This window comes from Bradyrhizobium sp. 41S5 (genome assembly GCF_011516665.3).
Classification (GTDB): Bacteria; Pseudomonadota; Alphaproteobacteria; order Rhizobiales; family Xanthobacteraceae; genus Bradyrhizobium; species Bradyrhizobium quebecense.
On sequence record NZ_CP083721.1, the window covers coordinates 3,946,736 to 3,969,385 of the forward strand.

19 protein-coding genes are annotated in these 22,650 nt (G+C 65.7%); 9 read left to right on the plus strand and 10 right to left on the minus strand.

Translation table 11 applies throughout. The features are described 5' to 3' along the window. Positions 1–139 precede the first annotated feature (139 nt). Complete coding sequence (locus HAP47_RS18815) at positions 140–1,033, plus strand: DMT family transporter (RefSeq protein ID WP_173643303.1); 894 nt, start codon at positions 140–142, stop codon at positions 1,031–1,033. 6 nt (positions 1,034–1,039) lie between these two features. Here the strand turns inward: HAP47_RS18815 and HAP47_RS18820 are convergent, their stop codons facing one another. Continuing rightward, positions 1,040–3,277: a CHASE3 domain-containing protein gene (locus tag HAP47_RS18820; RefSeq protein WP_173643304.1), complete on the minus strand. Its 2,238-nt coding sequence runs from the start codon at positions 3,275–3,277 to the stop codon at positions 1,040–1,042. Positions 3,278–3,296: 19 nt separating this feature from the next. Further along, a complete protein-coding gene (locus HAP47_RS18825; RefSeq protein WP_173643305.1) occupies positions 3,297–3,701 on the minus strand; it encodes a response regulator in 405 nt (134 codons plus the stop codon). A gap of 180 nt (positions 3,702–3,881) precedes the next feature. Between HAP47_RS18825 and HAP47_RS18830 the strand changes: the two genes are divergently transcribed. Beyond that, positions 3,882–4,778: a DMT family transporter gene (locus HAP47_RS18830; protein ID WP_173643306.1), complete on the plus strand. Its 897-nt coding sequence runs from the start codon at positions 3,882–3,884 to the stop codon at positions 4,776–4,778. Between the two features lie 48 nt (positions 4,779–4,826). Here HAP47_RS18830 and HAP47_RS18835 read toward each other — a convergent pair whose 3' ends face one another. Next, positions 4,827–5,402: a BA14K family protein gene (locus HAP47_RS18835; protein ID WP_173643307.1), complete on the minus strand. Its 576-nt coding sequence runs from the start codon at positions 5,400–5,402 to the stop codon at positions 4,827–4,829. Between the two features lie 264 nt (positions 5,403–5,666). Here HAP47_RS18835 and HAP47_RS18840 point away from each other — a divergent pair, with 264 nt between their 5' ends. Next, positions 5,667–6,077, plus strand: coding sequence for an NADH:ubiquinone oxidoreductase subunit NDUFA12 (locus tag HAP47_RS18840; RefSeq protein ID WP_173643308.1), 411 nt, complete (start codon positions 5,667–5,669; stop codon positions 6,075–6,077). A 373-nt stretch (positions 6,078–6,450) separates the two neighbouring features. Here HAP47_RS18840 and HAP47_RS18845 read toward each other — a convergent pair whose 3' ends face one another. Further along, the gene (locus HAP47_RS18845) at positions 6,451–7,137 is read right to left on the minus strand and encodes a DJ-1/PfpI family protein (protein WP_173643309.1); all 687 of its coding nucleotides are present in this window, start codon (positions 7,135–7,137) and stop codon (positions 6,451–6,453) included. Between the two features lie 129 nt (positions 7,138–7,266). On the opposite strand from HAP47_RS18845, the gene HAP47_RS18850 reads away from it, so the two are divergent. Then, positions 7,267–8,205 carry a GlxA family transcriptional regulator gene (locus HAP47_RS18850; RefSeq protein ID WP_173643310.1) on the plus strand — a complete coding sequence of 313 codons (939 nt, stop codon included), beginning with the start codon at positions 7,267–7,269 and terminating at the stop codon, positions 8,203–8,205. Positions 8,206–8,453: 248 nt separating this feature from the next. Next, entirely contained in the window at positions 8,454–8,672 is a 219-nt protein-coding gene (locus tag HAP47_RS18855; protein WP_173643311.1) for a hypothetical protein, read from the plus strand. 243 nt (positions 8,673–8,915) lie between these two features. On the opposite strand, the gene HAP47_RS18860 is transcribed toward HAP47_RS18855, so the two are convergent. The 5 genes from HAP47_RS18860 to HAP47_RS18880 all read right to left on the minus strand — a co-directional run bounded on the left by HAP47_RS18860 (position 8,916) and on the right by HAP47_RS18880 (position 14,332). Continuing rightward, entirely contained in the window at positions 8,916–9,350 is a 435-nt protein-coding gene (locus tag HAP47_RS18860) for a hypothetical protein (RefSeq protein ID WP_231168930.1), read from the minus strand. 195 nt (positions 9,351–9,545) lie between these two features. Then, a complete protein-coding gene (gene nhaA, locus HAP47_RS18865) occupies positions 9,546–10,907 on the minus strand; it encodes a Na+/H+ antiporter NhaA (protein ID WP_173643312.1) in 1,362 nt (453 codons plus the stop codon). 432 nt (positions 10,908–11,339) lie between these two features. Continuing rightward, positions 11,340–12,575, minus strand: a complete 1,236-nt coding sequence (locus HAP47_RS18870; protein ID WP_173643313.1) for a cation:proton antiporter — start codon at positions 12,573–12,575, stop codon at positions 11,340–11,342. Further along, positions 12,575–13,516 (minus strand): alpha/beta hydrolase, encoded by a 942-nt coding sequence (locus tag HAP47_RS18875; protein WP_173643314.1) that lies wholly within the window; start codon positions 13,514–13,516, stop codon positions 12,575–12,577. Before HAP47_RS18875 ends, HAP47_RS18870 begins: the two co-directional genes overlap by 1 nt. Before the next feature lie 36 nt (positions 13,517–13,552). Further along, entirely contained in the window at positions 13,553–14,332 is a 780-nt protein-coding gene (locus HAP47_RS18880) for an SDR family NAD(P)-dependent oxidoreductase (protein WP_173643315.1), read from the minus strand. Positions 14,333–14,599: 267 nt separating this feature from the next. Between HAP47_RS18880 and HAP47_RS18885 the strand changes: the two genes are divergently transcribed. Beyond that, complete coding sequence (locus HAP47_RS18885; RefSeq protein WP_173643316.1) at positions 14,600–15,613, plus strand: DUF2155 domain-containing protein; 1,014 nt, start codon at positions 14,600–14,602, stop codon at positions 15,611–15,613. Positions 15,614–15,675: 62 nt separating this feature from the next. Here HAP47_RS18885 and aat read toward each other — a convergent pair whose 3' ends face one another. Continuing rightward, positions 15,676–16,356: a leucyl/phenylalanyl-tRNA--protein transferase gene (gene aat, locus HAP47_RS18890; protein ID WP_173643317.1), complete on the minus strand. Its 681-nt coding sequence runs from the start codon at positions 16,354–16,356 to the stop codon at positions 15,676–15,678. A gap of 224 nt (positions 16,357–16,580) precedes the next feature. On the opposite strand from aat, the gene HAP47_RS18895 reads away from it, so the two are divergent. The 3 genes from HAP47_RS18895 to HAP47_RS18905 all read left to right on the plus strand — a co-directional run bounded on the left by HAP47_RS18895 (position 16,581) and on the right by HAP47_RS18905 (position 22,649). Further along, positions 16,581–18,026, plus strand: coding sequence for a DASS family sodium-coupled anion symporter (locus HAP47_RS18895; protein ID WP_173643318.1), 1,446 nt, complete (start codon positions 16,581–16,583; stop codon positions 18,024–18,026). A 178-nt stretch (positions 18,027–18,204) separates the two neighbouring features. Next, a complete protein-coding gene (locus HAP47_RS18900) occupies positions 18,205–19,545 on the plus strand; it encodes an MdtA/MuxA family multidrug efflux RND transporter periplasmic adaptor subunit (RefSeq protein WP_210285397.1) in 1,341 nt (446 codons plus the stop codon). Continuing rightward, a complete protein-coding gene (locus HAP47_RS18905; protein ID WP_173643319.1) occupies positions 19,542–22,649 on the plus strand; it encodes an MdtB/MuxB family multidrug efflux RND transporter permease subunit in 3,108 nt (1,035 codons plus the stop codon). The genes HAP47_RS18900 and HAP47_RS18905 overlap by 4 nt, the downstream gene beginning before the upstream one ends. The last annotated feature ends 1 nt before the right edge of the window (position 22,650 follow it).

Genomic DNA, 22,650 nt, shown 5'->3' on the forward strand with positions numbered 1-22,650 from the left:
GGCGGATTGAATTTTGGGGACTCACGTAAGGCTACGGGCAAACTACGGATCAGGCATGTCAGAGCCGTGATGGTCGGGCGACAAAATCGCGGGCAAGCTGCGGCCGACTCACATCCTCTTCACACCCTTGCCGGGTTCCATGACAGACCAGAAGCCTTCCGGGCGGCCGCGCCTTGCGCCCGCCGGCCTGATGTTCCTCGCCATCACCTCGGTGGGCTGGGGGTTCAACTGGCCGTCGACCAAGTTCCTGCTCAGCGAGCTGCCGCCGCTGACCCTGCGCGGCATCACCGGCGTGATCGGCGCCGTGCTGCTGGCGGTGCTGGCGGTGCTCCGCGCCCAGAGCCTGCGTGTCGAGGCAAGGCTGTGGCCGCGCCTCGTGCTGTATGCGGCGCTCAACGTCTCCGGCTGGATGGTGCTGATGGGGCTCGCGCTGTTGTGGCTGCCGGCGAGCGAGACCGCATTGATCGCCTACACCATGCCGGTCTGGGCTTCGCTGCTGGCCTGGCCGGTGCTCGGCGAGCGGCCGACGTGGCTGCGGACCATCGCGCTGGTGATGGCGTTCGCGGGGCTTGCCGCGATCATGGGCGGCAACGGGATTTCCGCGAGCAAGGAGAAGCTGCCAGGGATCATCATGGCGCTCGGCGGCGCGTTCGGCTTTGCGCTCGGCACGGTGCTGGCGAAGAAATACCCGCTGGTGATGCCGCCGATCCCGGCCGCGGCCTGGCAGATCGGGCTCGGCTGCGTGCCGATCGCGATCATCGGCCTCATGATCGAGACCACGCATCTCGATCGAGTCACGACGGTCGGCTGGTGGCTCCTTGCCTATTCGACGCTGATCCAGTTCTGCGTCGCCTATGTCGCCTGGTTTGCCGCGCTCGCCCGGTTGCCGGCCTCGGTGGCGGCGATCGGCACCATGGCGGTGCCTGTCATCGGCGTGATTGCCTCCGCCGTCGCGCTGCACGAGCCGCTCGGGCCGACCCAGATCACAGCCCTGATGTTCACGCTGGCCGGCGTCGCGCTGGCGACGCGGTAGCTCACATCACTCGCCGAGCGCCTGCTGCAGCATGCTGGCGAGCTGTGCCTTGCGATAGGGCTTTGCCAGCAGCAGCACGCCCTCGTCGAGGCGGCCGTGATGCACGATCGCGTTCTCGGTGTAGCCCGAGGTGTAGAGCACCTTGAGGCCGGGCCGCCGCTTTCTCACTTCGTCTGCGAGCTGGCGGCCGTTCATGCCGCCGGGCATGATGACGTCGGTGAACAAGAGGTCGAACTTTTCGCCCTTGTCGACCAGCGCCAGCGCGGCGCGGGCGTCGGGCACGGCAATGGTCTTGTAGCCGAGGGCGCCAAGCTGCGTGACCACGTAGTTGCGCACCAACTGGTCGTCTTCCACGACCAGGATGACTTCGCTGCCGCGCCGCGGCGGCTCCGGCGCAGGCGCCTCCACCTCGACCTGACCGCCGGCAGGGGGCAGATAGAGCTTGATCGTGGTGCCGTGGCCTTCCTCGCTGTAGATCTTGATATGGCCGCCGGACTGCTTGACGAAGCCGTACACCATGCTCATGCCGAGGCCGGAGCCCTTGCCGACCTCCTTGGTGGTGAAGAACGGCTCGAACACCTTGTCCTGCACCGCGTGCGACATGCCGGTGCCGGTGTCGCTGACCGCGAGCAGCACGTAACGGCCCGGCGTGATGTCGGGATTAACAGCCGCATAGGTGTCGTCGAGCACGATGTTGCTGGTCTCGAACAACAGCTTGCCGCCGTTCGGCATCGCGTCGCGGGAGTTGATCGCCATGTTGAGCAGCGAGTTGGCAAGCTGCGACGGGTCGATGTGTACGCTGGCGACATCGGGCGCGAGCACCTGATCGATCTCGATCTGCTCGCCGAGCGTCGGCCGCAGCAGCTTGGCGATATCGACCACGGTGCCGTTGATGTCGACGGTGCGCGGCTCCAGCGGCTGGCGCCGGGCGAAGGCGAGCAGATGCTGGATCAGCTCGCGGCACCGTTCGGCGGCGCGGTCGATCAGCTCGGCGGTTTGCACAAGCTTCGGCTGGCTGCGCAGGCTGTCGACCAGCGTCTCGGTGGTGCCGGTGATGACCGTCAGCATGTTGTTGAAGTCGTGCGCGACGCCCCCGGTCAACTTGCCGATGGCGTCGAGCTTCTGCGCCTGCTGCAGCTTGTGCTCGGTTTCGCGCGAGGCGGTGATGTCGTGATAGATCAGCGCCGCGCCGGTGATGGTGCTATCGTCGTCGCGCAGCGGCCGGCCCGACACCACGAGGTGAATCGGAGGGACGCCTCGGACCGGCTTGGCGACGAATTCCAGCCCGTCGAATTCCTCGCCGCGCAGCGCCCTGGCCGACGGCATGTCGTCGGCCCGCATCGGCGTGACGCCGTCGGCCTCGAAGACGTTGCTGAGGTCGCGCAGCTGGCGGACCGTCATGCCCGGTTTGTAGCGCAGCATCTTCTCGGCAGCCGGGTTCGAGAGCAGCACGGTGCCGCTGGTGTCGATGACAAGCACCGCCTCCGCCATGCTGCGGAACGTCGTTTCCATCACCGAGGTGGAGCGGCGGAGCTCTTCGAGCGCGGTGCCGAGATCCTTGGTGCGTTCGGCCACCTTGCCCTCGAGTGACAGGTTGGTCGCCTTGGTCGCGCTGAGCGCGCCCTGCAGTTCGCGGCTGGCGCGCCGGGCCGCCAGCGTCAGCGCGACCGCGAGCAGCAGGATCATCACCACGCCGGCAAGGTCGACCGCCAGCAACAGCCGGCCATTGGTCTTCGACTGTTCGGTGCGGATCCCGAGCAGGCGCCGCTCTTCGGCGACCAGGCGGTCGAGCGCCGCGCCGACCTTGTCCATCAGCGCGCGGCTCTCGCCCGCGGAGATCAGTGCCGCGGCGCCGGCCGTGTCGCCCGCCGTGCGCAACCTGATGAGCTCGGCACCGAGCGCAATGGCGCGCTCGACCTGTCCCTTGGTCCCCGCGATCAGTTGCGCCTCGTCCGGGGCCGACTCCACCGCAGCCATCAAATCGTCGAAGGCGGCGGTGAGGGTGGTGCTCTGCTCGCGAAACTCGTCGGCGAAGGAGGCGTCGCCCGTCAGCGCGAACCCGCGCGCCGCGCTCTCGACGCCGCGCGGCAGCGAACGCGCATCCGAAATGCGCTTGAGGATGGCGAGTGCGTGATCGACCGAATCAATCTCGCTGCGCGACTTGACATCCAGCCCGATCGACGCCGCGCTGATGACGAGGAGGATCGCAAGGCCGCTGCCGAGGATGAGACGCTGGGAAGCCATCGACGATTAGTACGAGCAATTATTTGGAAAGACGAGCAGAAGGAGCGGACTTCGCAAGACATTCGTTAACGGCGGCAATCAGCGCCTGCGGGGTAAACGGCTTGCGCAGGCAGGCTGACGCGCCGAGTTCGATCGTCATCCGCAGGAAATCCGGCGCACGGTCGGCATTGGCGAAGGCATAGCCGGACATCGCGATCACCGGAACATGGGGCGCGCGCTCGTGGAAGACGCGGATCGCCTCGAAACCGCGCATATGCGGCATGAAGACGTCGACCAGCATGACGTCGAACGACGCCTTGTCCAGCGCGCGCATGCCCGATTCACCGCCATCTGCGACGGTGACGTCGAAGCCCTGGCGCTGCAAACACACCTCGATGGCGACGCACACCATCGGGTCGTCATCGACCACGAGAACGCTCGGCACGATGCATCCTCTTCCTGCGGCCTCGCGTGCCTGCGACTCGCTTGGCCCGTCTGCCGATTAAGGCGGAACCCGGATGGAAAGTCTGTATCATAGATTGCATATGCTGTTTGCTGACAAGCAGATTTCCAGCTAGCCCTGACAGCATCACTTGTATTTGTCCGCCCACATTACGACGGGTCCATGACCGCAGTTCCAGTCGCCGGCCGCGCCCCGCTGTCACCGATCGGCCTCGCATTCCTGGTGGTCGCGTCGACCGGCTGGGGTCTCAACTTCCCGATCATGAAGTTCCTGCTCACGGAGTGGCCGCCGCTGTCGTCGCGCGGGCTCTGCGGCGTGGTCGGCGCGATCGCACTCGGTCTGGTGGCGGTCGCACGGGGCGAGACGCTGCGCGTCCCTGACGGCATGTGGACGCGGCTTGCGCTGGTGTCGACGCTTTCGATCGGCGGCTGGGTCGCGTCGATGGGCCTGGCGTTGATCTGGCTGCGGGCGAGCGAGGCGGCCGTGCTCGGGATCTCGATTCCCGTATGGGTCGCGCTGGTGGCCTGGCCGGTGCTCGGCGAGCGCGTGTCGTTGCCGCGTGCGCTCGCGCTTGGCGTGGCGCTTGCCGGCATCGCCGCGCTGATCGGCGGTGGCGGTCTTGATGCGAGCCTCGGCAAGCTGCCGGGCCTCCTGTTCGCGCTCGCCGGCGCGCTTTGCGTCGGGCTTGGCACGGTGCTGACCAAGTTCTTCAAGCTCGCGATGCCGCCGCTGTCGCTCGCGGCCTGGCAGCTTGCGATCGGCTGCGTGCCGATCGCGATCGCCGGCGTCCTGATCGAGCAGCCGCAGCTTGCGGCGCTGTCGCAGTTCGGCTGGGCGTCGATGGTCTACATGACGCTGATCCAGTTCTGCCTTTGCTATGTCTGCTGGTTCGCGGCGCTCGAGCGGCTGCCCGCGGCGACCGCGTCGATCGGCACGTTGCTGGTGCCCGTCGTCGGCGTGCTGGCGGCCGCGGCCATGCTGCGCGAGCCGCTCAGCACGAGCGACGTCGCGGCGCTCGTGGTGACGTTCGCAGCCGTCGCGGTGGCGTTGCGGACATGAAAAAGGGCGGCGTTGCCGCCGCCCTTCGCCAACTCAGGCATTGAGGCGTTACGGGCAGGGGTGCCGCAGGCCGTCAAAGCCGAGATAGGTGCCCGAGGCCGGATCGTACGACCTGTAGCGCTGCGCGCAGTAGCTCGCGTCGCCGCCCGGCGCGACCTCCACGGCGACAGGCGCACTGTCGTCGTAATAGCCGTAGCTGTCGTCATAGTAGCCGTATCCGGGGCCATAACCGCCGTAATATGCGCCCGAGGCGAGCGCTCCGCCGACGACTGCGCCCGCAACCGCGCCCGGCCAGAAGCCGCCGCCGCCCCGGTGATAACCGCCGTGCCAGCCGCCACCGCCGCCGCTCCAACCACCGCCGCCGCCACCAGCCCAGTGGCTGCCGCCACCACCGCCATGCCAGCCGCCGCCACCGCCCATCGCAGCACCACGGCCGCCGCCAAAGCCACCACCGCCGCCGCCGACATGGCCACCGCCACCACCGCCGCCGCCGCGCGCACCACCGCCACCGCCCATCGCGCCCATCTGTGCGGCAGACTGGGCGAACGAGACGGTCGGCGCCACGGCCAACGGCAGCGCAAGCGCCAGCGCCGCGGCGGTGCTCAGAACCTTCATATTGATCATTTTGGACTCCATTGAATCGGACAATGTCTAACCATCTCTGCGGTCGGACGTTCCTGCGCTCGACATTGATTGCCCGTCATCTTTGCTTGACCGGCGGCGCATGTATGGCGGGTGAACAAAACTCCCCGTGACCGCGTCATTTGGTCGCCAAAGGGCCCGTCACCCGGGCCCATTCCGGGAGTGCCGGGCTACCTTGGCGGCGGCTGGACATTTGGAGATTCAGGTGGCATCAGAGCCGGACTGCCTCGAACCGACCGGCCACGCATGAAACAATTCCTGCTGAAATTCTTCACCTGGTGGAACGGCCAGACCTTTGGCACGCAATTGTGGACCTCGCGCTACGGCGAGCTGGTCGGCGAGGACGAGCAGGGCAATCGTTACTACCGGACCAAGGGCGGCGAGATCGATCCGACGCTGCATTTCGAGCGCCGCTGGGTGATCTATAACGGCTATGCCGAAGCGTCCCGGATTCCGCCCAGCTGGCACGGCTGGCTGCACCACACGGTTGATGTGCCCCCGACCGAGGAGACGTACGTGCCGCGGGAATGGGAAAAGCCGCATCTGCCGAACATGACAGGCACCGCGCAGGCTTACCGTCCGTCCGGCTCGACGCTGGCGAGCGGCCGCCGCCCCAAGGCGACCGGCGACTATCACGCTTGGACGCCGCGAAGCTGAGCTTCTCGCATTCTAGTTTCCGCCGAGCTTGTGCGTAACGCCGCGCGTGCAGCGCACGCGCGGCTGTGGACAACGGTAACAGCGGGGACAGGTGCGCCACATCTGATGCTGTCCACTTGCGCTGCGCGCGCCTTCGCGGCTCAATGAAGCCATCTTACGGAGATGGGAGACCATCGCGTCGGATCGGGCTCCAGATCGCGACTGTCCCGATGAGCAGCGGCCTCCGAGTTGGATGCGGCCGGGAGATAGGCCCCCGGTGCAGACGTCCGGAAATCGCCCGCAAATGTGAGGCTACCGTGAGACAGGAAGGGCCGCTCGGGAAACCGGGCGGCCTTTTTCTTTGTCTCACGATCTTCTTTGTCTCACGATCGGGTCAGGACAGCCGTGCCGCGGCGCGGCTCATCAATTCGCCCCGGCGCGCGTGTGCCGGTCCCATCCGCTCCTTCATGAAGGCGAGGATCTCGGCCGGCGCGGTATCGGGCGAACCGGCATTGAACGGCGGGGCCGGGTTGTATTCGAGCCTGAGCTGGATCGCTTCCGCGGTCTTGCGATCGACGAGCTCGGACACCAGCGTTAGCGCGAAATCGATGCCGGCGGTGACGCCGCCGCCGGTGAAGCGGTTGCGGTCGACGCAGACGCGTGTCTTGGTCGGGATGGCTCCGAAGCCCGCCAGGAAATCGATCGCACTCCAATGCGTGGTGGCGCGATAGCCCTTCAGCAGACCGGCGGCGCCGAGCACCAGGGAGCCCGTACAGACCGACGTGACGTATTTCGCCCCCTCGGCCTGCTTGCGCAGGAAGGCGAGCATCTCCTCGTCGCCGACCATGTCGTCGGTGCCGAACCCGCCGGGCACGCAGATCACGTCGAGCTGCGGGCAGTCGGCAAAGGTCGTGGTCGGCGTCAGGACCATGACGGAGTCGGTCGGAACGGGTTCGATCCGTTTCCAGATCAGATGCACCTTGGCGCCGGGGACCGAGGAGAACACCTGCAGCGGGCCGGTCAGGTCGAGCTGGGTCACCTTCGGGAAGACGAGCAATCCAATCTGCAGGGGTTCGGACATCGGAGGTCTCCAAATAGCGCTTGACGAAACCACGATGCCATGGTGGCCTCATGTCCAAAATGGCGTAATTCCCTCATTTTCGGACGTCGGCGCCGCCTCCGGGGATCTGGCATTGCGAGGATTTGGCAGATGATCGGCATCCTGATCTTTCCCGACTTCCAGCTGCTCGACGCGGCCGGCCCGATCGCGGCGTTCGAGATCGCGGCGCGCTTCGCCAACAACCCGCCTGATATCAAGACGATCGCGGTGAAGGCCGGGCCGGTGCGCTCGTCGTCCGGCGTCGAGATGCTGGCGCGCGGCTTCAAGCCGTCGGCGGCGATCACGACGCTGATCGTCGCGGGCGGCAACGGCGTGCGCACGCCGGCGACCTGTCCTGTGACGCTGTCATTCGTGCGGCGGATGGCGAGCCGCGGCATCCGCGTCGCCAGCGTCTGCTCGGGCGCCTATGTGCTGGCCGAGGCCGGCCTGCTCGACGGCCGTCGTGCCACCACGCATTGGCAGCGCACGCCGCATTTCGTGAAGACCTATCCGAAGGTCAAGCTCGAGCCGGACCAGATCTTCGTCCGCGACGGCAACATCTGGAGCTCGGCCGGAATCACCGCCGGCATCGATCTCGCACTCGCCATGATCACCGAAGACTACGGCGACGAGGTCGCGCAGAACACCGCGCGGCAGCTCGTGCTGTACCATCGGCGCAGCGGCGGGCAGTCGCAGTTTTCCTCGCTGCTGGAATTGAAGGCGCCGAACGGCCGGTTCGGGCCGCTGCTCGCCTGGGCGCGCGAGCACCTCGACGCGCCGCTGACGGTCGAGGATCTCGCCGACAAGGCCGGGATGAGCTCGCGGCATTTCACCCGCGCCTTCATCGCGGAGACCGGCACCACGCCGTCGAAAGCGGTTGAACGGTTGAGGATCGAAGTCGCGCGGCAGCGCGTGCAGTCGTCGGGCGAGGCGATCGAACGCGTCGCCGAGATCACCGGCTTCCGCGATCCGGAGCGGATGCGCCGCGCCTTCATCCGCGCCTTCGGCCAGCCGCCCCAATCGCTGCGCCGGGCATCGCGCGCGGGGTAGGTCGTCGGCTTCGGCAACTCCGGCGCATCGTTGGAAAGAAGGGGGATGATTCCAGCGGCGAAGCGAACACAGCTGCCGATGAGCGACCGTCGCCAAACTCACCGGCGCTGCCGGCAGAGGCAATTTGAGTTTGGGACAAGCTCGCTGTCAGATCTCACACGATCCATGCTGTCGTCGCACTGATGAACCGGCGCGAAGGTTCCTGTGACCCACGTTAGGTGGGCGTTGGGGACCCGAGGAGGTTCTACATGACAAAGCATCGAACGATTACCGGGTTCGTGGCCGTCACCCTGCTGGCTGTCACTGCAACCGCCGCGACGATCAGGTCGCACCTGCCCCGGACCGAGGGCGTTGTCGTCTCCGACACCGACGCGCTCCCGGCCAGGGATTTCAGCGACCGCTGGTCCCCGATTTCAGCTTTGCCGCCGGCGACGGACATGGCTGAGCGCGCACCTGACGTACGTTAAGCCGGTCATCGACGCAGATCCGGCCCAGTCGCGGACACGCCGCGCGCAGAGTTCACCGCAGCACAAAGGCCCCGCCGAAGCGGGGCCGGATGTTGAACCACTTGATGTTGAACGACTTAATCTCGAACGAGTTGGTCTCGAATAGAACTAACGGTTCCGCCGCGCCGGAATAGCGCAGGCCTGCACCTATGCACGACCAAAATCCACGGATGGCTGAGCACGAAACGTGCCCGAGCCAAAATATCAATTGCTCAATGTGTCGGTCGCGATCTTCTTCTTGAGTGCTTCGCAGGTGTTCCTGACCTCCGTGGTCATCAACGAGACGGCTTCGATCTGCAGGAAGAAACGCTTGCCCTGGTCGCGGTAACCTGCAGCGAACTCCTTGATTTCCGCGATCATGTCGTGGACACCCGCCACCATGACCTCGCAGTTCTTGGCGGCCGCTTGCAGTTCCGTTCCAAGGGCCTCGATCTCTTTCACCGCCGCTTCATATTCGCGCACGACCGCCTCGGCCGATAGCTTGCCCACCTCGTTGACGCCGTTGCGGTGCTCGACGTAGTCCGGCATCGGCGAGAGAGGCCGAATGTTGCTGCGTGGGCGATGCGTACCCACCGTGTCGATTTCGCCCTCCGTCGTTTCCATCGGGGCGCGGGCGAGGACTTCTGCACTGACACTCATGCGAACGCTCCATAAGTTGTTACGGCGAATGGAGTTTAACAATGTCAACGGATTTGTCTCGCTTTTCCACAAGTTTGAAGCAGTCCGATTGTGCATCGCAGCATGACGAGCCCCACGCCACAATCGCTGCGCCGGGCACCGCGCGTGGGGGGAGCGAGGCGTCGGGGATCGGGTTCGTTTGCCGTCCGCGAAGTGTCAGGGGTGCGCCGTTGCCCCTTGGCGCTGACGACGCGCGTAGGCTACGCCCCAACCGAGCCCAAGCAGGGCGGCGGCGAGCGAGCCCCCGAGCACACCGAGCTTTGCCGCGTTGAGCAGCGCCTCGTCGGGGAAGGCGAGCATGGCGGTAAATATCGACATGGTGAAACCGATTCCGGCCAACAGGCCGATGAGGCAGACGCCGCCCCACGTCATGCCGGGTGCCAGCCGACAGCGCCCCAGCTTGACCGCGAGCCAGGTGGCACCGACCACGCCGACCGGTTTTCCCAAGGCAAGGGCAAGCCCCACCCCCAGCATCACGGACTGAGCTCCGGCAGCGAGGCCGGAAGCGGTCAGGCTGATGCCGGCGTTCGCCAACGCGAACAAGGGCATGATACCGAACGCGACCCAGCCATGCAGCGCCGTCTGCACGCGCACGACGGGTGGCAACATCTCGCGATGCGCGAGGTGGAGCGCACGGCGCCGTGACCTGAGCCGACGGATATCCTTCCAGGCCGCATCGCCGTCGCGCAACTCCGCGACCACGCGCGACACCATTTGCAGGGGCGGCTCCCGCAGCGGCATCGTCCGCACCGGGGTCATCAGGCCGAGCACGACACCGGCAAGGGTCGGATGCGCTCCGCTCATCAGCAGCCCGGTCCAGACCAGCGCGCCCGGCGGAACGTAGGCGAGGGCGGAGCCGACGCCGATCCGCTGCAGCCCGACGACCATCAGGATGCCGAGCGCCGCCACGACAAACCCGCTCAGCTCCAGTCCGCCGGAGTAGACGAAGGCGATGATCAACACCGCGATGACGTCGTCGATGATGGCGAGCGCCAGCAGGAACACCCGTAGATTGACCGGGATCGATCGTCCCAGCAAAGCGAGCGCTCCCACGGCAAAGGCGATGTCTGTTGCCGTCGGTACGGCCCAGCCCTGGCCGCGCACGGGATCGGCATTCAGGCCAATGTAAATGAGTGCCGGGGCGATGACGCCGCCGGCTGCCGCGATCACGGGCAGCATCGCCTGGTCGAACCTGCTCAGCGCGCCTTCATGTATCTCGCGCCGAATCTCCATGCCGACGACGAGGAAGAAAATCGTCATCAGCCCTTCGTTGATCCAGAAATGCAGCGATCGGGAGCTGACGAAGCCGCCAAACCCGATCGAGAACTGCTGGTGCCAGAGCGCGTGATAGCTGTCGGCGAAAGCAGAGTTGGCCCAGATCATTGCAGCGGCTGCCGCAGCCAGCAGCACGCCGCCGCCGACAGCTTCGACGTGCAGGAAGCGCTGGAGCGTGGCGAACGCCTGCTCGGCAAGTCGTTGGGCTCGCGGCAGGTCCTGGGCGGGCAGTCGGTGATCCATCGGGCGCACGCAGTCCGCGTGGTGGCCCGACCATCGCTTTACCTGTCACTGCGGCATGCAGTTGACACCCACTGCCCGTTTTGCACGGCGACAGGCATAGGGCAACCCTGTTCTCGGGCCTGCGACTGTTTGGCATATCGCGACGAGCCGAACCGGGAACATGGTGCTTTCCGACTTCCTGCTCGAGGCCGGTGGTCAAAGCCAGGTCGTGAGCCCGCTGAGCTGAGTTGCAGCACCGAAGACTAGCAGAATCGCGATGCACGCCGGCAGAGAGTAGGGGTTCCGATCGTTGTCTTGTGACATGGCAGCACCAATCCGGGAGGGATCTCCCATGCGCGCGAAAGCTGCGCTGATGACCTAATCGAATATCAGAGCGACCGCATAGGAATGCGAGACGAACGGCGGAGGCGCGTTATAGGCGCGGAATAAGTGTCAGCCCTGGTCGGCTTCCAGCAGCCCGAGCTTCGAGGCAAGCCAGCGCGTGGTGGAGGCCTGGATCAGGATCGTGGTCAGGATCGCGACGAAGGTGACGGAGGCGATCATCTCCGCTCCCGGCGTCTTCATGCCAAGCATGAGGCCGGCGAGCGCGGCGGGGATGACGCCGGTTTCGCGGGTCCAGCACATGAACAGCAGTTCCGCGAAGCTCCAGCGCGCGCGACGGTCGGGCAGCGCGCACAGGAAGACGGTCGCGGGGCGCGCAAGGAACATCAACACCAGCGTGACTGCGACGCCACCAAGCCAATACTGCTGCATCAGGGCAAAATTGACTTGAGCACCCAGCAGAATGAAAATGAACAGACGCAGAATGAAGGCCGTGGTCAGCACGAACTCATCGAGCTTCTGCGCTTCACCCGGCTCCATTTGGAACCCGAAACGTTCCTTGTTGCCGAGCATGATGCCGAACACGAACACGGCCATGAAGCCGGATGCATGCATGCCCTCGGCGGCGAAATAGGCGCTGATGACGGCGACGACGGTCACCACCGGCGCGTATTCAGCAAGGAATGCCCACTTCTCGTGAGCGATCAACAATGCCGCGAGATAACCCAGCATGATGCCGGCGACGATACCGATGGCGGAATGCGTCACCAGTTCGAACAAGGTGGCGGAGAACGAGAACGCGCTGCCTGTCGCCATCCCCAGAAGGCTGAAGGTGATGATTGCGCCCACGGCGTCGTTGAACGCGGACTCGCTCATCACGGTCTGCGCAACACGGTCCCTGATGCGAACCTGGCGGAAGATCGGTACGAGCGTCGCCGGATCGGTCGAGGCGAGCGTTGCCGCGAGCAGGAACGCCACGACCGCGGGAACGCCGAGAATGAATTTGGCCGCCAGTCCCGTGATGGTCGCGGTGATCAGGACGCCCATTGTCGCGATCACCGCGATCGTGATCCAGACCTGTTTCAGCACGGCGAGCCGCAGCGTCGCACCGCCGTCGAACAGGATGTAGCTTGCGCCGAACAGCAGGATGATCTGGTTCAGCGCGGAATCGGCGGCGATATTGACGAGTCCAAGGGCATGCGGGCCGATCAGGATGCCGACGATGAGGAATACCGCGACGTCGGGAATCCTGACCTTCTGGGCGAAGAGCGCCGCGACCGTACCGATCGCCAGGACCAGACCGCAGGAGAGCAGCGTGTGCCTGGCGATTTCGATCGAGGAGGACACTAGCCCTGTGCCTTCAGCCAGGCGCTGATCTCGGTCACCGCGACATTGGCCTGATTGAGCAGCTTGCCCATGGTGAAGAAGCCATGGAACTGGCCGGGGAAATGCCGGTAGGTCACGGGCACGCCGGCATCCCTGAGGAATGTCGCATACTCGTCGCCCTCGTCGCGCAGCGGATCGGCGCCAGCGGTCAGCACATAGGCCGGCGGCAATCCGGCAAAGTCTTTCGCGCGCGCGGGCGAGGCGCGCCAGTCGCTATTGTCGGCGTCGCCGAGATAATGGTTGCCGAACCAGCCGATGACCGAATGCGTCAGGAGGATGCTGGTCTCGGGCTCGCGATGCGAGGGATGTTTTCGCGAGAAATCGGTCGCGGGATAGACCAGCAGTTGGGCGGCGAGCTTCAATCCGCCGTCGCGGGCGGTGAGGGTAACCACGGCTGCCAGATTGCCGCCGGCGCTATCGCCGCCGACGATCAGGCGCGAAGCATCGATGCCGAGATCCCCAGCATTGGCGGCGACCCATTTGGTCGCGGTGACGGCGTCGTCCACCGCGGCAGGGAATCGGTGCTCGGGCGCGAGCCGGTAATCGACCGAGATCACGATCAGCCCGCCCTCATGGGCAAGCTTCTGGCAAACCACCTCATGGGTATCGAGATCGCCGATCACCCAGCCGCCGCCATGGAAGAACACCAGGCACGGCGCGAGCCCGTCTGTCTTGCGCAGCGTCTTCGGCGTGTAGATGCGGGCCGGGATCGCGCCGTGCGGCGCCGGGATCGCAAGCGCCTTGCTCGACTCAAGCGCCGGCGGCTCGGGATTGGAGACGATGCGGGCGGCCCGATAATATTCGCGCGCTTCCGGTGCGGTCAGCGATTCATAGGCGGGGCGGCCGGCCTCCTGGAAAGCCTTGTAAACGGCGGCGGCATCGGGATCGAGAACGACGGGCATAGGCAACGAACCTTCTTGTGATGCTGAACTGAAGTGTCAGGCGGCGGTGCGGCCGCCATCGACGGTATAGGCGGAGCCGGAGACGTAGCTCGCCTCGTCGGAGGCAAGGAAGGCGACGATCGATGCGACCTCGCTCGCGAGGCCGAGCCGGCGTGCCGGGATGCGGTCGACGATCTTCTCGACCGGTAGCGGCGCGTTGCCGCCGGAACGTCCCTGCAGGATGGTGCTCAGCATCCGGCTCTCGATCATGCCGGGGCAGACGCAATTGACCCGCACGCCGGTGCCGGTGCATTCCCAGGCCGCGCTCTTGGTCAGCCCGATCACCGCATGCTTGCTGGCGCTGTAGACCGCAATCATCGGCGATCCCATCAGGCCGGCGATCGAGGCGGTGTTGATGATGCTGCCCTTGTTCTGCTTCAGCATCACCGGCAGCACATATTTCATGCCGAGGAAGACGCCGACGACATTGACGTCGAGCACGCGGCGAAAGCTCTCCAGCGAATATTCCGGGATCGGCCTGATTTCGCCCTCGATGCCGGCGTTGTTGTAGAAGGCGTCGATGGTGCCGAAGCGGTCCACGGCGGCGCGGACATAGTCCTTGACCTCGTCCTCATCGGTGACGTCGGCGGTGATCGCGAGGGCCTCGGCCGAGGCGGGGAGGTCCTTGATCGCGGCCGCAAGATCGGCCTCCTTGCGGTCGACCGCGACAATCCGCGCCCCGCGTTCGGCAAGCAGCTGGAGCGTGGCGGTTCCGATGACGCCGGCAGCCCCGGTGACGACGGCAACCCGGCCGTCGAGCCTGATGCGATCTGGCATGTTTGGGTTTCCTCTGGCTGGTCCGGTTCGATCCGGATTTTCCTGGTTTTCACGCGGTGCCGCGCGCCTTCAGCGTGAGGACTATCACACGTGTTCCCGGGAGTGACCAGAGGGTGACCAGAGCGTGACCAATGCCTGGCGTAGGGCCGGGGACGGGCGTCCGCGCGCCCTTTCCCCGCCGTATTCGGCGTGTTAACCGGTAGCCTGCGAGCGGCCGATATCAAGGTAGACTGTCGCGAGCCCGATTCGCCTTTTAAAGCCCGCGAGATGCTTCGAACCATTGCCCTGACTGGCTTTGCGGCCTTGGTTGCCGCCTCAACCATCTCGCTTGCGCCGCCCGCGCGCGCGCAGATCGGAACGATTTTCTCCGATCCCGCGCCGCGTCCGCCCGGCTCGATTCCGCGTGGCCAGGTGGCGCCTCCCAGTGACGACGACGAGGAAGTGCCGGAATTGCCGCGCGGCCGCCTGCTGCCGACGCAGCCGCGGGCGTTGCCGCCGGGCCAGGCGGTGCCGCCGCCCGGCAGCGTGCAGTCGCAGCCGCTGGCGCCGCCGCCAGGTAGCACGGTCGCTCCGCCCGGCGTTGCCGTGCAGCCACCGCAGCCCGGCGGTCCCGCCGTTGCCAACACGCCGCCGGGTGCCAATCCGCTGCCTGGCCTGCCGCCGGGGCAGCGTCAGCCCAAGGGGGCGCCGCAGGGTGCTCCGCAGGGCACCCCGCCGCAGACGCCTGCCGCGTTGCAGCCGGGCGACGAGGTCGTGCAGGAGCCGCCGTCGACCAAGATCACCAACAAGAAGGCGAGCTTCTCCGGCCTCGACAAGATTACCGGACGCATCATCAATTTCGACGAGGACATCGGCGAGACCGTGCAGTTCGGCGCGCTGCGGGTGAAGACCGACGCCTGCTATACGCGGCCGTCGACGGAAGCCGCCAACACCGACGCCTTTGTCGAGGTCGACGAGATCACGCTGCAGGGCGAGGTGAAGCGGATATTCTCCGGCTGGATGTTCGCGGCAAGCCCCGGCCTGCATGGCGTCGAGCATCCGATCTACGACATCTGGCTGACCGACTGCAAAGGGCCGGACCAGACCATCGTGACCGCCGCGCCCGATCCGCCGAAGGCGCCGACGCCGCCTCCGCCGCCGGCCCAGAAGCGCGCGCCGCCGAAGCAGGCCGCGCCGCGTCCGCCGCCGCAGCCGCTGCCGCAATACCAGCAGCAGCCGCCACCTCCGCCGCCCCAGCAGCAGCGGCCGGGCGGATTGTTCGGCGGATTGTTCGGGAATTAGTCTCGGTCACGTTGCCCGGATTGGCGCTTCATCCGGGCTACATGCTGTGGCGCGGTCATACATCAATTGCGCGCGGCGATGATCGCCAGCGCGTCGGCACCCTTGACCGGCTGCGTTGTGTCGAGCTTGCGGAAATCCGCCGGCGCGCCTGAGGTCGCCTTGTCGAGCAGCGCCCGATAGCGGCGGCGCGAAATCTCCACCGCGCCGAACGTCTTCAGATGCTCGGTCACATATTGCGTGTCGAGCAGTTCGAACCCGCCTGCGATCAGCCGGGCCACCAGATGCACCAGCGCGACCTTCGATGCGTCGCGCGTGGTGTGAAACATGCTCTCGCCGAAGAAGGCGCGGCCGAGGCTGACGCCGTAGAGCCCGCCGACCAGGTGGTCGTCCTGCCAGACCTCGACGCTGTGGCAATGGCCTGACGCGTGCAGCCCGACATAGAGGTCGCGGATGCGTTTGTTGATCCAGGTGTCGTCGCGGCCGGGCTGCGGCGCCGCGCAACCGGCGATCACGGCCTTGAACGCGGTATCGACGGTGACGGTGAACACATCCGAGCGCACGGTGCGCGCCAGGCGGGAGGCGACACGGAAACCGTCGAATGGAATCACCCCGCGCAATTCCGGCTCGACCCAGAACAGGGTCGGGTCGTCGGCGCTCTCCGCCATCGGGAAGATGCCGCAGGCATAGGCGCGCAGCAGCACCTCGGGCGTGATCTCGGAGGAGGCGGAGTCGCGTGAGGTCATGCCGGCGAAGATAGCAAAGCGCGGGCGGTCTTGCGATGGGGCCTGCCACGGGGGCGCGACGTGTTGACGAAACGCGCCGGTTCCTCCACAAGCCGCGCCATTCCGCCGCAGTTTCCCGAGACGGACTGCGCGGCCATGCTACATTGCCACAAAAAGATGGCGCCGCCGCCCGGGACATGGCGGCTTGCGCGCCCGACAATCAACACAGGTGAGGGGGACGCTGCATGAAGTCGTCATGGCGGACGTTTGCGCCATTGCTGGTCTGGCTGGTGATCTATCTGGTCCCGGTGCCAGCAGGGCTGAACGCCAATCAGTGGCACTATTTTGCGGTGTTCGCCGCCGTCATCACCGGGCTGATCCTCGAATCGATGCCGGTCGGTGCGGTCGGCCTGATCGGACTGACGGTCGCCGGGGTCGGCGGCTATGTCGAGCCCGACCCGAACAAGTCGCTGCGCTGGATGCTCGGCGGCTTTTCCGAGAGCACGGTGTGGCTGATCGTCGGCGCCTTCGTGTTCTCGATCGGCTACCGCAAGAGCGGGCTCGGCCGCCGGCTGGCGCTGCTCCTGGTGCGCGGGCTCGGCCGCCGCACCATCGGGCTCGGCTATGCGGTGGCGTTCTCCGATCTGGTGCTGGCGCCGGCGACGCCGTCCAACACCGCGCGCTCGGGCGGCACCATCTATCCGATCGTCAGCAACATCCCGCGCATCTACGGCTCCGAGCCCGGTCCGACCGCGGGCAAGATCGGCACCTTCGTGATGTGGACGGCGTTTGCGACCACGGCCGTCACCAGCTCGCTGTTTCTGACCGCGCTGGCGCCGAACGCCGCCGCGCTCTCGATCGCCAAGAAGCTCGTCAATATCGAGGTCGGCTGGTCGCAATGGTTCATCGGCTTCGCGCCGCTGGGTATCCTTCTGCTGCTGCTGGTACCGCTGCTGAGCTACGCCATCTGCCGGCCCGAGATCAAGGAGAGCCCGGAGATCGTGACGTGGAGCGAGGGCGAGCTCGCGAAGATGGGGCCGCCGTCGCGGCACGAATGGATCATGGCGGTGCTGGTGCTGCTCGCGATGTTCCTGTGGATATGCGGCTCCAATCCCAATATCAGCGTGCCGCTGCTCGGCTCGAATTTCATCAACGCGACCACGGTGGTGTTCGTCGTGATCTCGCTGATGCTGCTCACAGGCGTGATCGCGTTCGAGGACATCGTCGCGGAGAAGAGCGCGTGGGAGGTCTTTTTCTATTTCACCTCGCTGCTCACGCTGTCGTCGGGTCTCAACGAGATCGGCTTCATCAAATGGGTAGCCGAGGGCTATGCGAAGCCGCTGTCCGGCACGTCGCCGCTGGTCGGGATGATCCTGCTCGTCACATTCTTCTTCTGGATCCACTATTTCTTCTCGAGCATCACGTCGCATACCGCCGCCGTGCTGCCGGTGGTGCTCGCGGTCGGCTCCAGCATTCCCGGCCTGTCGGTCCAGACCCTGATGCTGCTTTGCGTCTATTCGCTCGGCCTGATGGGGGTGATCTCGCCCTACGCCACGGGACCGGCGCCGATGTATTACGGCAGCGGCTATATCGGCAAAGGCGACTTCTGGAAGTTCGGGCTGATCTTCGGCGTAATCTACTTTGCCGGATTGTTGCTGATCGTGTTGCCCTGGCTACAGATGATCGGGTAAAATAGCCACAATCCAGCGAGAAACAGCGCCGACCGGGAAGGAGGACTTTCCTTTCCGATTCTTAACGCGCTTTGTCTGACGGAAGCGTCCAAAATGCTTCCTCGAATGTGGCGCGCGCGGATTTCAGGGAGCACATAGAGCCGCACCGGCTCATTCGTGTTTCCTCGTGGGCAAGTTTATGGACCAGCATATCAAGGACCCGTCGATCGTGGCGCCCGAGCAAACCAGGCGGCCATCGCGCGGGCGAGGGTTTCTGACAGGGTGTGTCGTGCTGGCGGTGCTTGCCGGCATCGTCTGGTGGACGCGGCAGCAGACCGCGCCGCCGAAGGCCGGCGGCGGACGCAATGCCGGGCCGATGTCGATCGTGCCGGAGACAGTCGGCAAGGGCGATATCGGGGTCAGCCTGAATGCGCTCGGCACCGTGACGTCGCTGGCGACCGTGACGATCCGGAGCCAGATCAGCGGCTACCTGATGAAGATCGATTTCAAGGAGGGCGATGAGGTCAAGAAGGGTGACCTGATCGCCGAGATCGATTCGCGTCCCTATGAGGCGACGCTGGCCCAGGCCAAAGGCACTCTGGCGCGCGACGAGGCGCAGTTGAAGGGCGCCCAGGTCGATCTCACCCGCTACCAAAACCTCGCCACGCAGAACGCCGTGCCGCATCAAACGCTCGATACCCAGGTCGCGCTGGTTGCGCAGTATCAGGGCACGGTCGAGGCCGACCGCGCTTCGGTGAAGTCGGCCGAGGTAAATCTGCAATATTGTCGCATCGTCTCGCCGATCAACGGGCGGGTCGGGTTGCGCCAGGTCGACCTCGGCAACTACGTGACGCCGGGCGACAGCAACGGCCTGGTCGTGATTACGCAACTCGAGCCGATCAGCGTACTGTTCACGCTGCCGGAGGACAATCTGCAGGCGGTCGCAAAGCGGCTGAAGGAGGGCGCGGTGCTACCGACGGCGGCCTATGACCGCAGCGGCGCCAACAAGCTCGCCGAGGGATCGCTGCAGACCTTCGACAGCCAGATCGATCCGACCACGGGCACGATCAAGCTGCGCGCCCGGTTCGAGAACGACAAGCGCACGCTGTATCCGAACCAGTTCGTCAACATCCGCCTGCTGCTCGACACCCACAAGGATGCCACGACGATGTCGACCGCCGGCATCCAGCGCGGCGTCCCCGGCACCTTCGTCTATCTCGTCAACGCCGACAGCACGGTCTCGGTGCGACCGGTCAAGATCGGCGTCACCGACGGCGACCGTGTCGAGGTGCTCTCGGGGCTTGTGCCTGGCGATCGCATCGTGATCGACGGCGCCGACAAGCTGCGCGAGGGCGCCAAGGTGGTGGTGCGCTCGCCTGCCGATGCCGCGAACCCGGCCGGTGCGGCCAAGGGGACGGCGAGTGGCGCGGCGAATGGGGCCGCCAAGGGAGACGGCAAGGGAGATGCCAAGGGCGGCGCCGATCCCGACAAGGCGGGAGGCGGCAACCACAAGGGTTCCGCGGACGGGCAGAAGAAATGAACCCGTCGCGGCCATTCATTCTGCGGCCGGTGGCGACGACTCTGATGATGATCGCCATCATGCTGTCGGGCATGCTGGCGTTCAGATTCCTCCCCGTCGCGGCGCTGCCGGAAGTCGACTATCCGACCATCCAGGTGCAGACCTTCTATCCGGGCGCCAGCCCCGACGTGATGACGTCGTCGGTGACGGCGCCGCTCGAGGTGCAGTTCGGCCAGATGCCGAATCTGAACCAGATGAGCTCGGTGAGTTCGGCCGGCTCGTCCGTGATCACGCTGCAGTTCGGCCTGTCGATCTCGCTCGACGTCGCCGAGCAGGAGGTGCAGGCCGCGATCAACGCCGCGGGCAATCTGTTGCCGTCGGACCTGCCGGCGCCGCCGATCTACGCCAAGGTCAATCCGGCTGACGCGCCGATCCTGACCCTCGGCCTGACCTCGAAGACCATGCCGCTGACGCAGGTGCAGGATTTCGTCGACACGCGGCTGGCGCAGAAGATCTCGCAGCTGCCCGGCGTCGGCCTCGTCAGCATCAGCGGCGGCCAGCGGCCCGCGGTGCGGATCCAGGCTGACATCCGCAAGCTCGCGGCCTATGGTCTCAACATCGACGATCTCCGCACCACACTCGGCAACGCCAATGTCAACACGCCGAAGGGCAATTTCGACGGCGCGATGCGCGCCTACACCATCAATGCCAACGACCAGATCCGCAATGCCAGCGACTACCGCTCGCTGATCATCGCCTACAAGAACGGATCGCCAGTCCGCCTCAGCGACGTCGGCAATGTCGTCGACGGCGCGCAGAACGACAAGCTCGGCGCCTGGATGAACGAGACGCCGGCAATCATCCTCAACATCCAGCGCCAGCCCGGCGCCAACGTGATCTCGGTGGTCCAAGGCATCAAGGACCTGCTGCCGCAGCTGCAAGCCACGCTGCCGGCCGCGATCGATCTCAACATCCTGACCGACCGAACCGTCACGATCCGGGCCTCGGTCCGCGACGTCGAATACGAGCTGGCGCTCGCGGTGGTGCTGGTCGTGCTTGTGATCTTCGTGTTCCTGCGCTCGACCCGCGCCACGCTGATCCCGAGCCTGTCAGTGCCGCTCTCGCTGGTCGGCACGCTCGGGGCGATGTATCTGTTCAGCTTCAGCCTGAACAATCTGTCGCTGATGGCGCTGACGATCGCGACGGGCTTCGTGGTCGACGACGCCATCGTCGTGATCGAGAACATCTCGCGCTATATCGAGGAGGGCGAATCTCCACTCGAGGCGGCGCTGCGCGGCTCCGAGCAGATCGGCTTCACCATCATCTCGCTGACGGTGTCGCTGATCGCGGTGCTGATCCCGCTGCTGTTCATGGGCGACGTCGTCGGCCGGCTGTTCCGCGAATTCGCCATCACGCTGTCGGTAACCATCCTGATCTCCGCCGTGGTGTCGCTGACGCTGGTGCCGATGGCCTGCGCAAAACTGCTGAAGCCGGAGAGCATGACGCGCGAGAACGCCTTCCAGCGGCTTAGCCGGGAAGGCTTCGACGCCGTCATCGCGATCTACGGCCGGATGCTCAACTGGGTGCTCGACCGCCAGACCATGGTGCTGCTGGTCGCGCTTGCCACGTTCGGGCTCACTGCGCTGCTCTATGTCGTCATTCCCAAGGGCTTCTTTCCGGTGCAGGATACCGGCGTGATCCAGGCGATCTCGGAGGCGCCGCAATCGGTGTCGTATGCGGCGATGGCCGAGCGGCAGCAGCGGCTCGCCAGCGCGATCCTGAAGGATCCGGATGTCGAGAGCCTGTCGTCCTTCATCGGCGTCGACGGCACCAACACCACGCTCAACAGCGGCCGTATCCTGATCAACCTGAAGCCGCATGAGCAGCGCAAGGCCGGCGTCTCGACGGTGATGGACCGGATCAAGGCGAGCACCGCGGCGCTGACCGGCATCACGCTCTACATGCAGCCGGTGCAGGACCTCACCATCGAAGGCACCGTGAGCCGGACGCAGTATCAGTTCATCCTGCAGGACGCCGACCCGAACGAACTCGCGGAATGGACGCCGAAGCTGGTCGACAAGCTCAGGGAATTGCCCGAGCTCAGCGACGTCACCAGCGATATTTCCGCGCAGGGGCTTTCGGTGTTCGTCGATATCGACCGCGACCAGGCAGCGCGGTTCGGAATCACGCCGGCGACGATCGACAACGCACTGTACGATTCCTACGGCCAGCGCATCGTCTCCACCGTCTTCACCAATTCGAACCAGTACCGCGTCATCCTCGAGGCCGATCCGTCGCTGCAGAACTCGCTGGATTCGCTGTCGTCGATCTATCTGCCGTCATCGGTGGGCTCGACGCCGGTGCCGCTGTCGGTGATGGCCAGGATGCGGGTGGAGACCGCGCCGCTGCAGGTCTCGCATCTCGGCCAGTTTCCGTCGGCAACCGTCTCGTTCAACCTGGCCCCGGGCGCCTCGCTCGGCGGCGCGGTGACCGCGATCAAGCAGGCGCAGGCCGAAATGAACCAGCCGCTCGGCATGATCACGAGCTTCCAGGGCGCGGCGCTGGCGTTCCAGTCCTCGCTCTCCAACCAGCTGTTCCTGATCCTGGCCGCGATCATCACGGTCTATATCGTGCTGGGCGTGCTCTATGAGAGCTTCATTCACCCTCTGACGATCCTCTCGACGCTGCCATCGGCCGGCATCGGCGCGCTGCTGGCGCTGATGATGGCCGGCCAGGATCTCACCATCATCGCGATCATCGGCATCATCCTCCTGATCGGCATCGTGAAGAAGAATGCGATCATGATGATCGACTTTGCGCTCGATGCCGAGCGCAACGAGGGCAAGCCGCCGCGGGAGGCGATCTATCAGGCCTGCCTGTTGCGATTCCGGCCGATCATCATGACGACGATGGCAGCGGTGCTCGGCGCGCTGCCGCTGATGCTCGGCAGCGGCGCCGGCTCCGAGCTCCGGCATCCGCTCGGCATCTCGATCGTCGGCGGCCTGCTGGTGAGCCAGATGCTGACCCTGTTCACGACGCCGGTGATCTATCTCTGGTTCGATCGCCTGGCGCTGCGGTTTGCCGGGCGGGCGGACGAGGTCGGCGAGGCGAGCGGGTCGCGTTGAG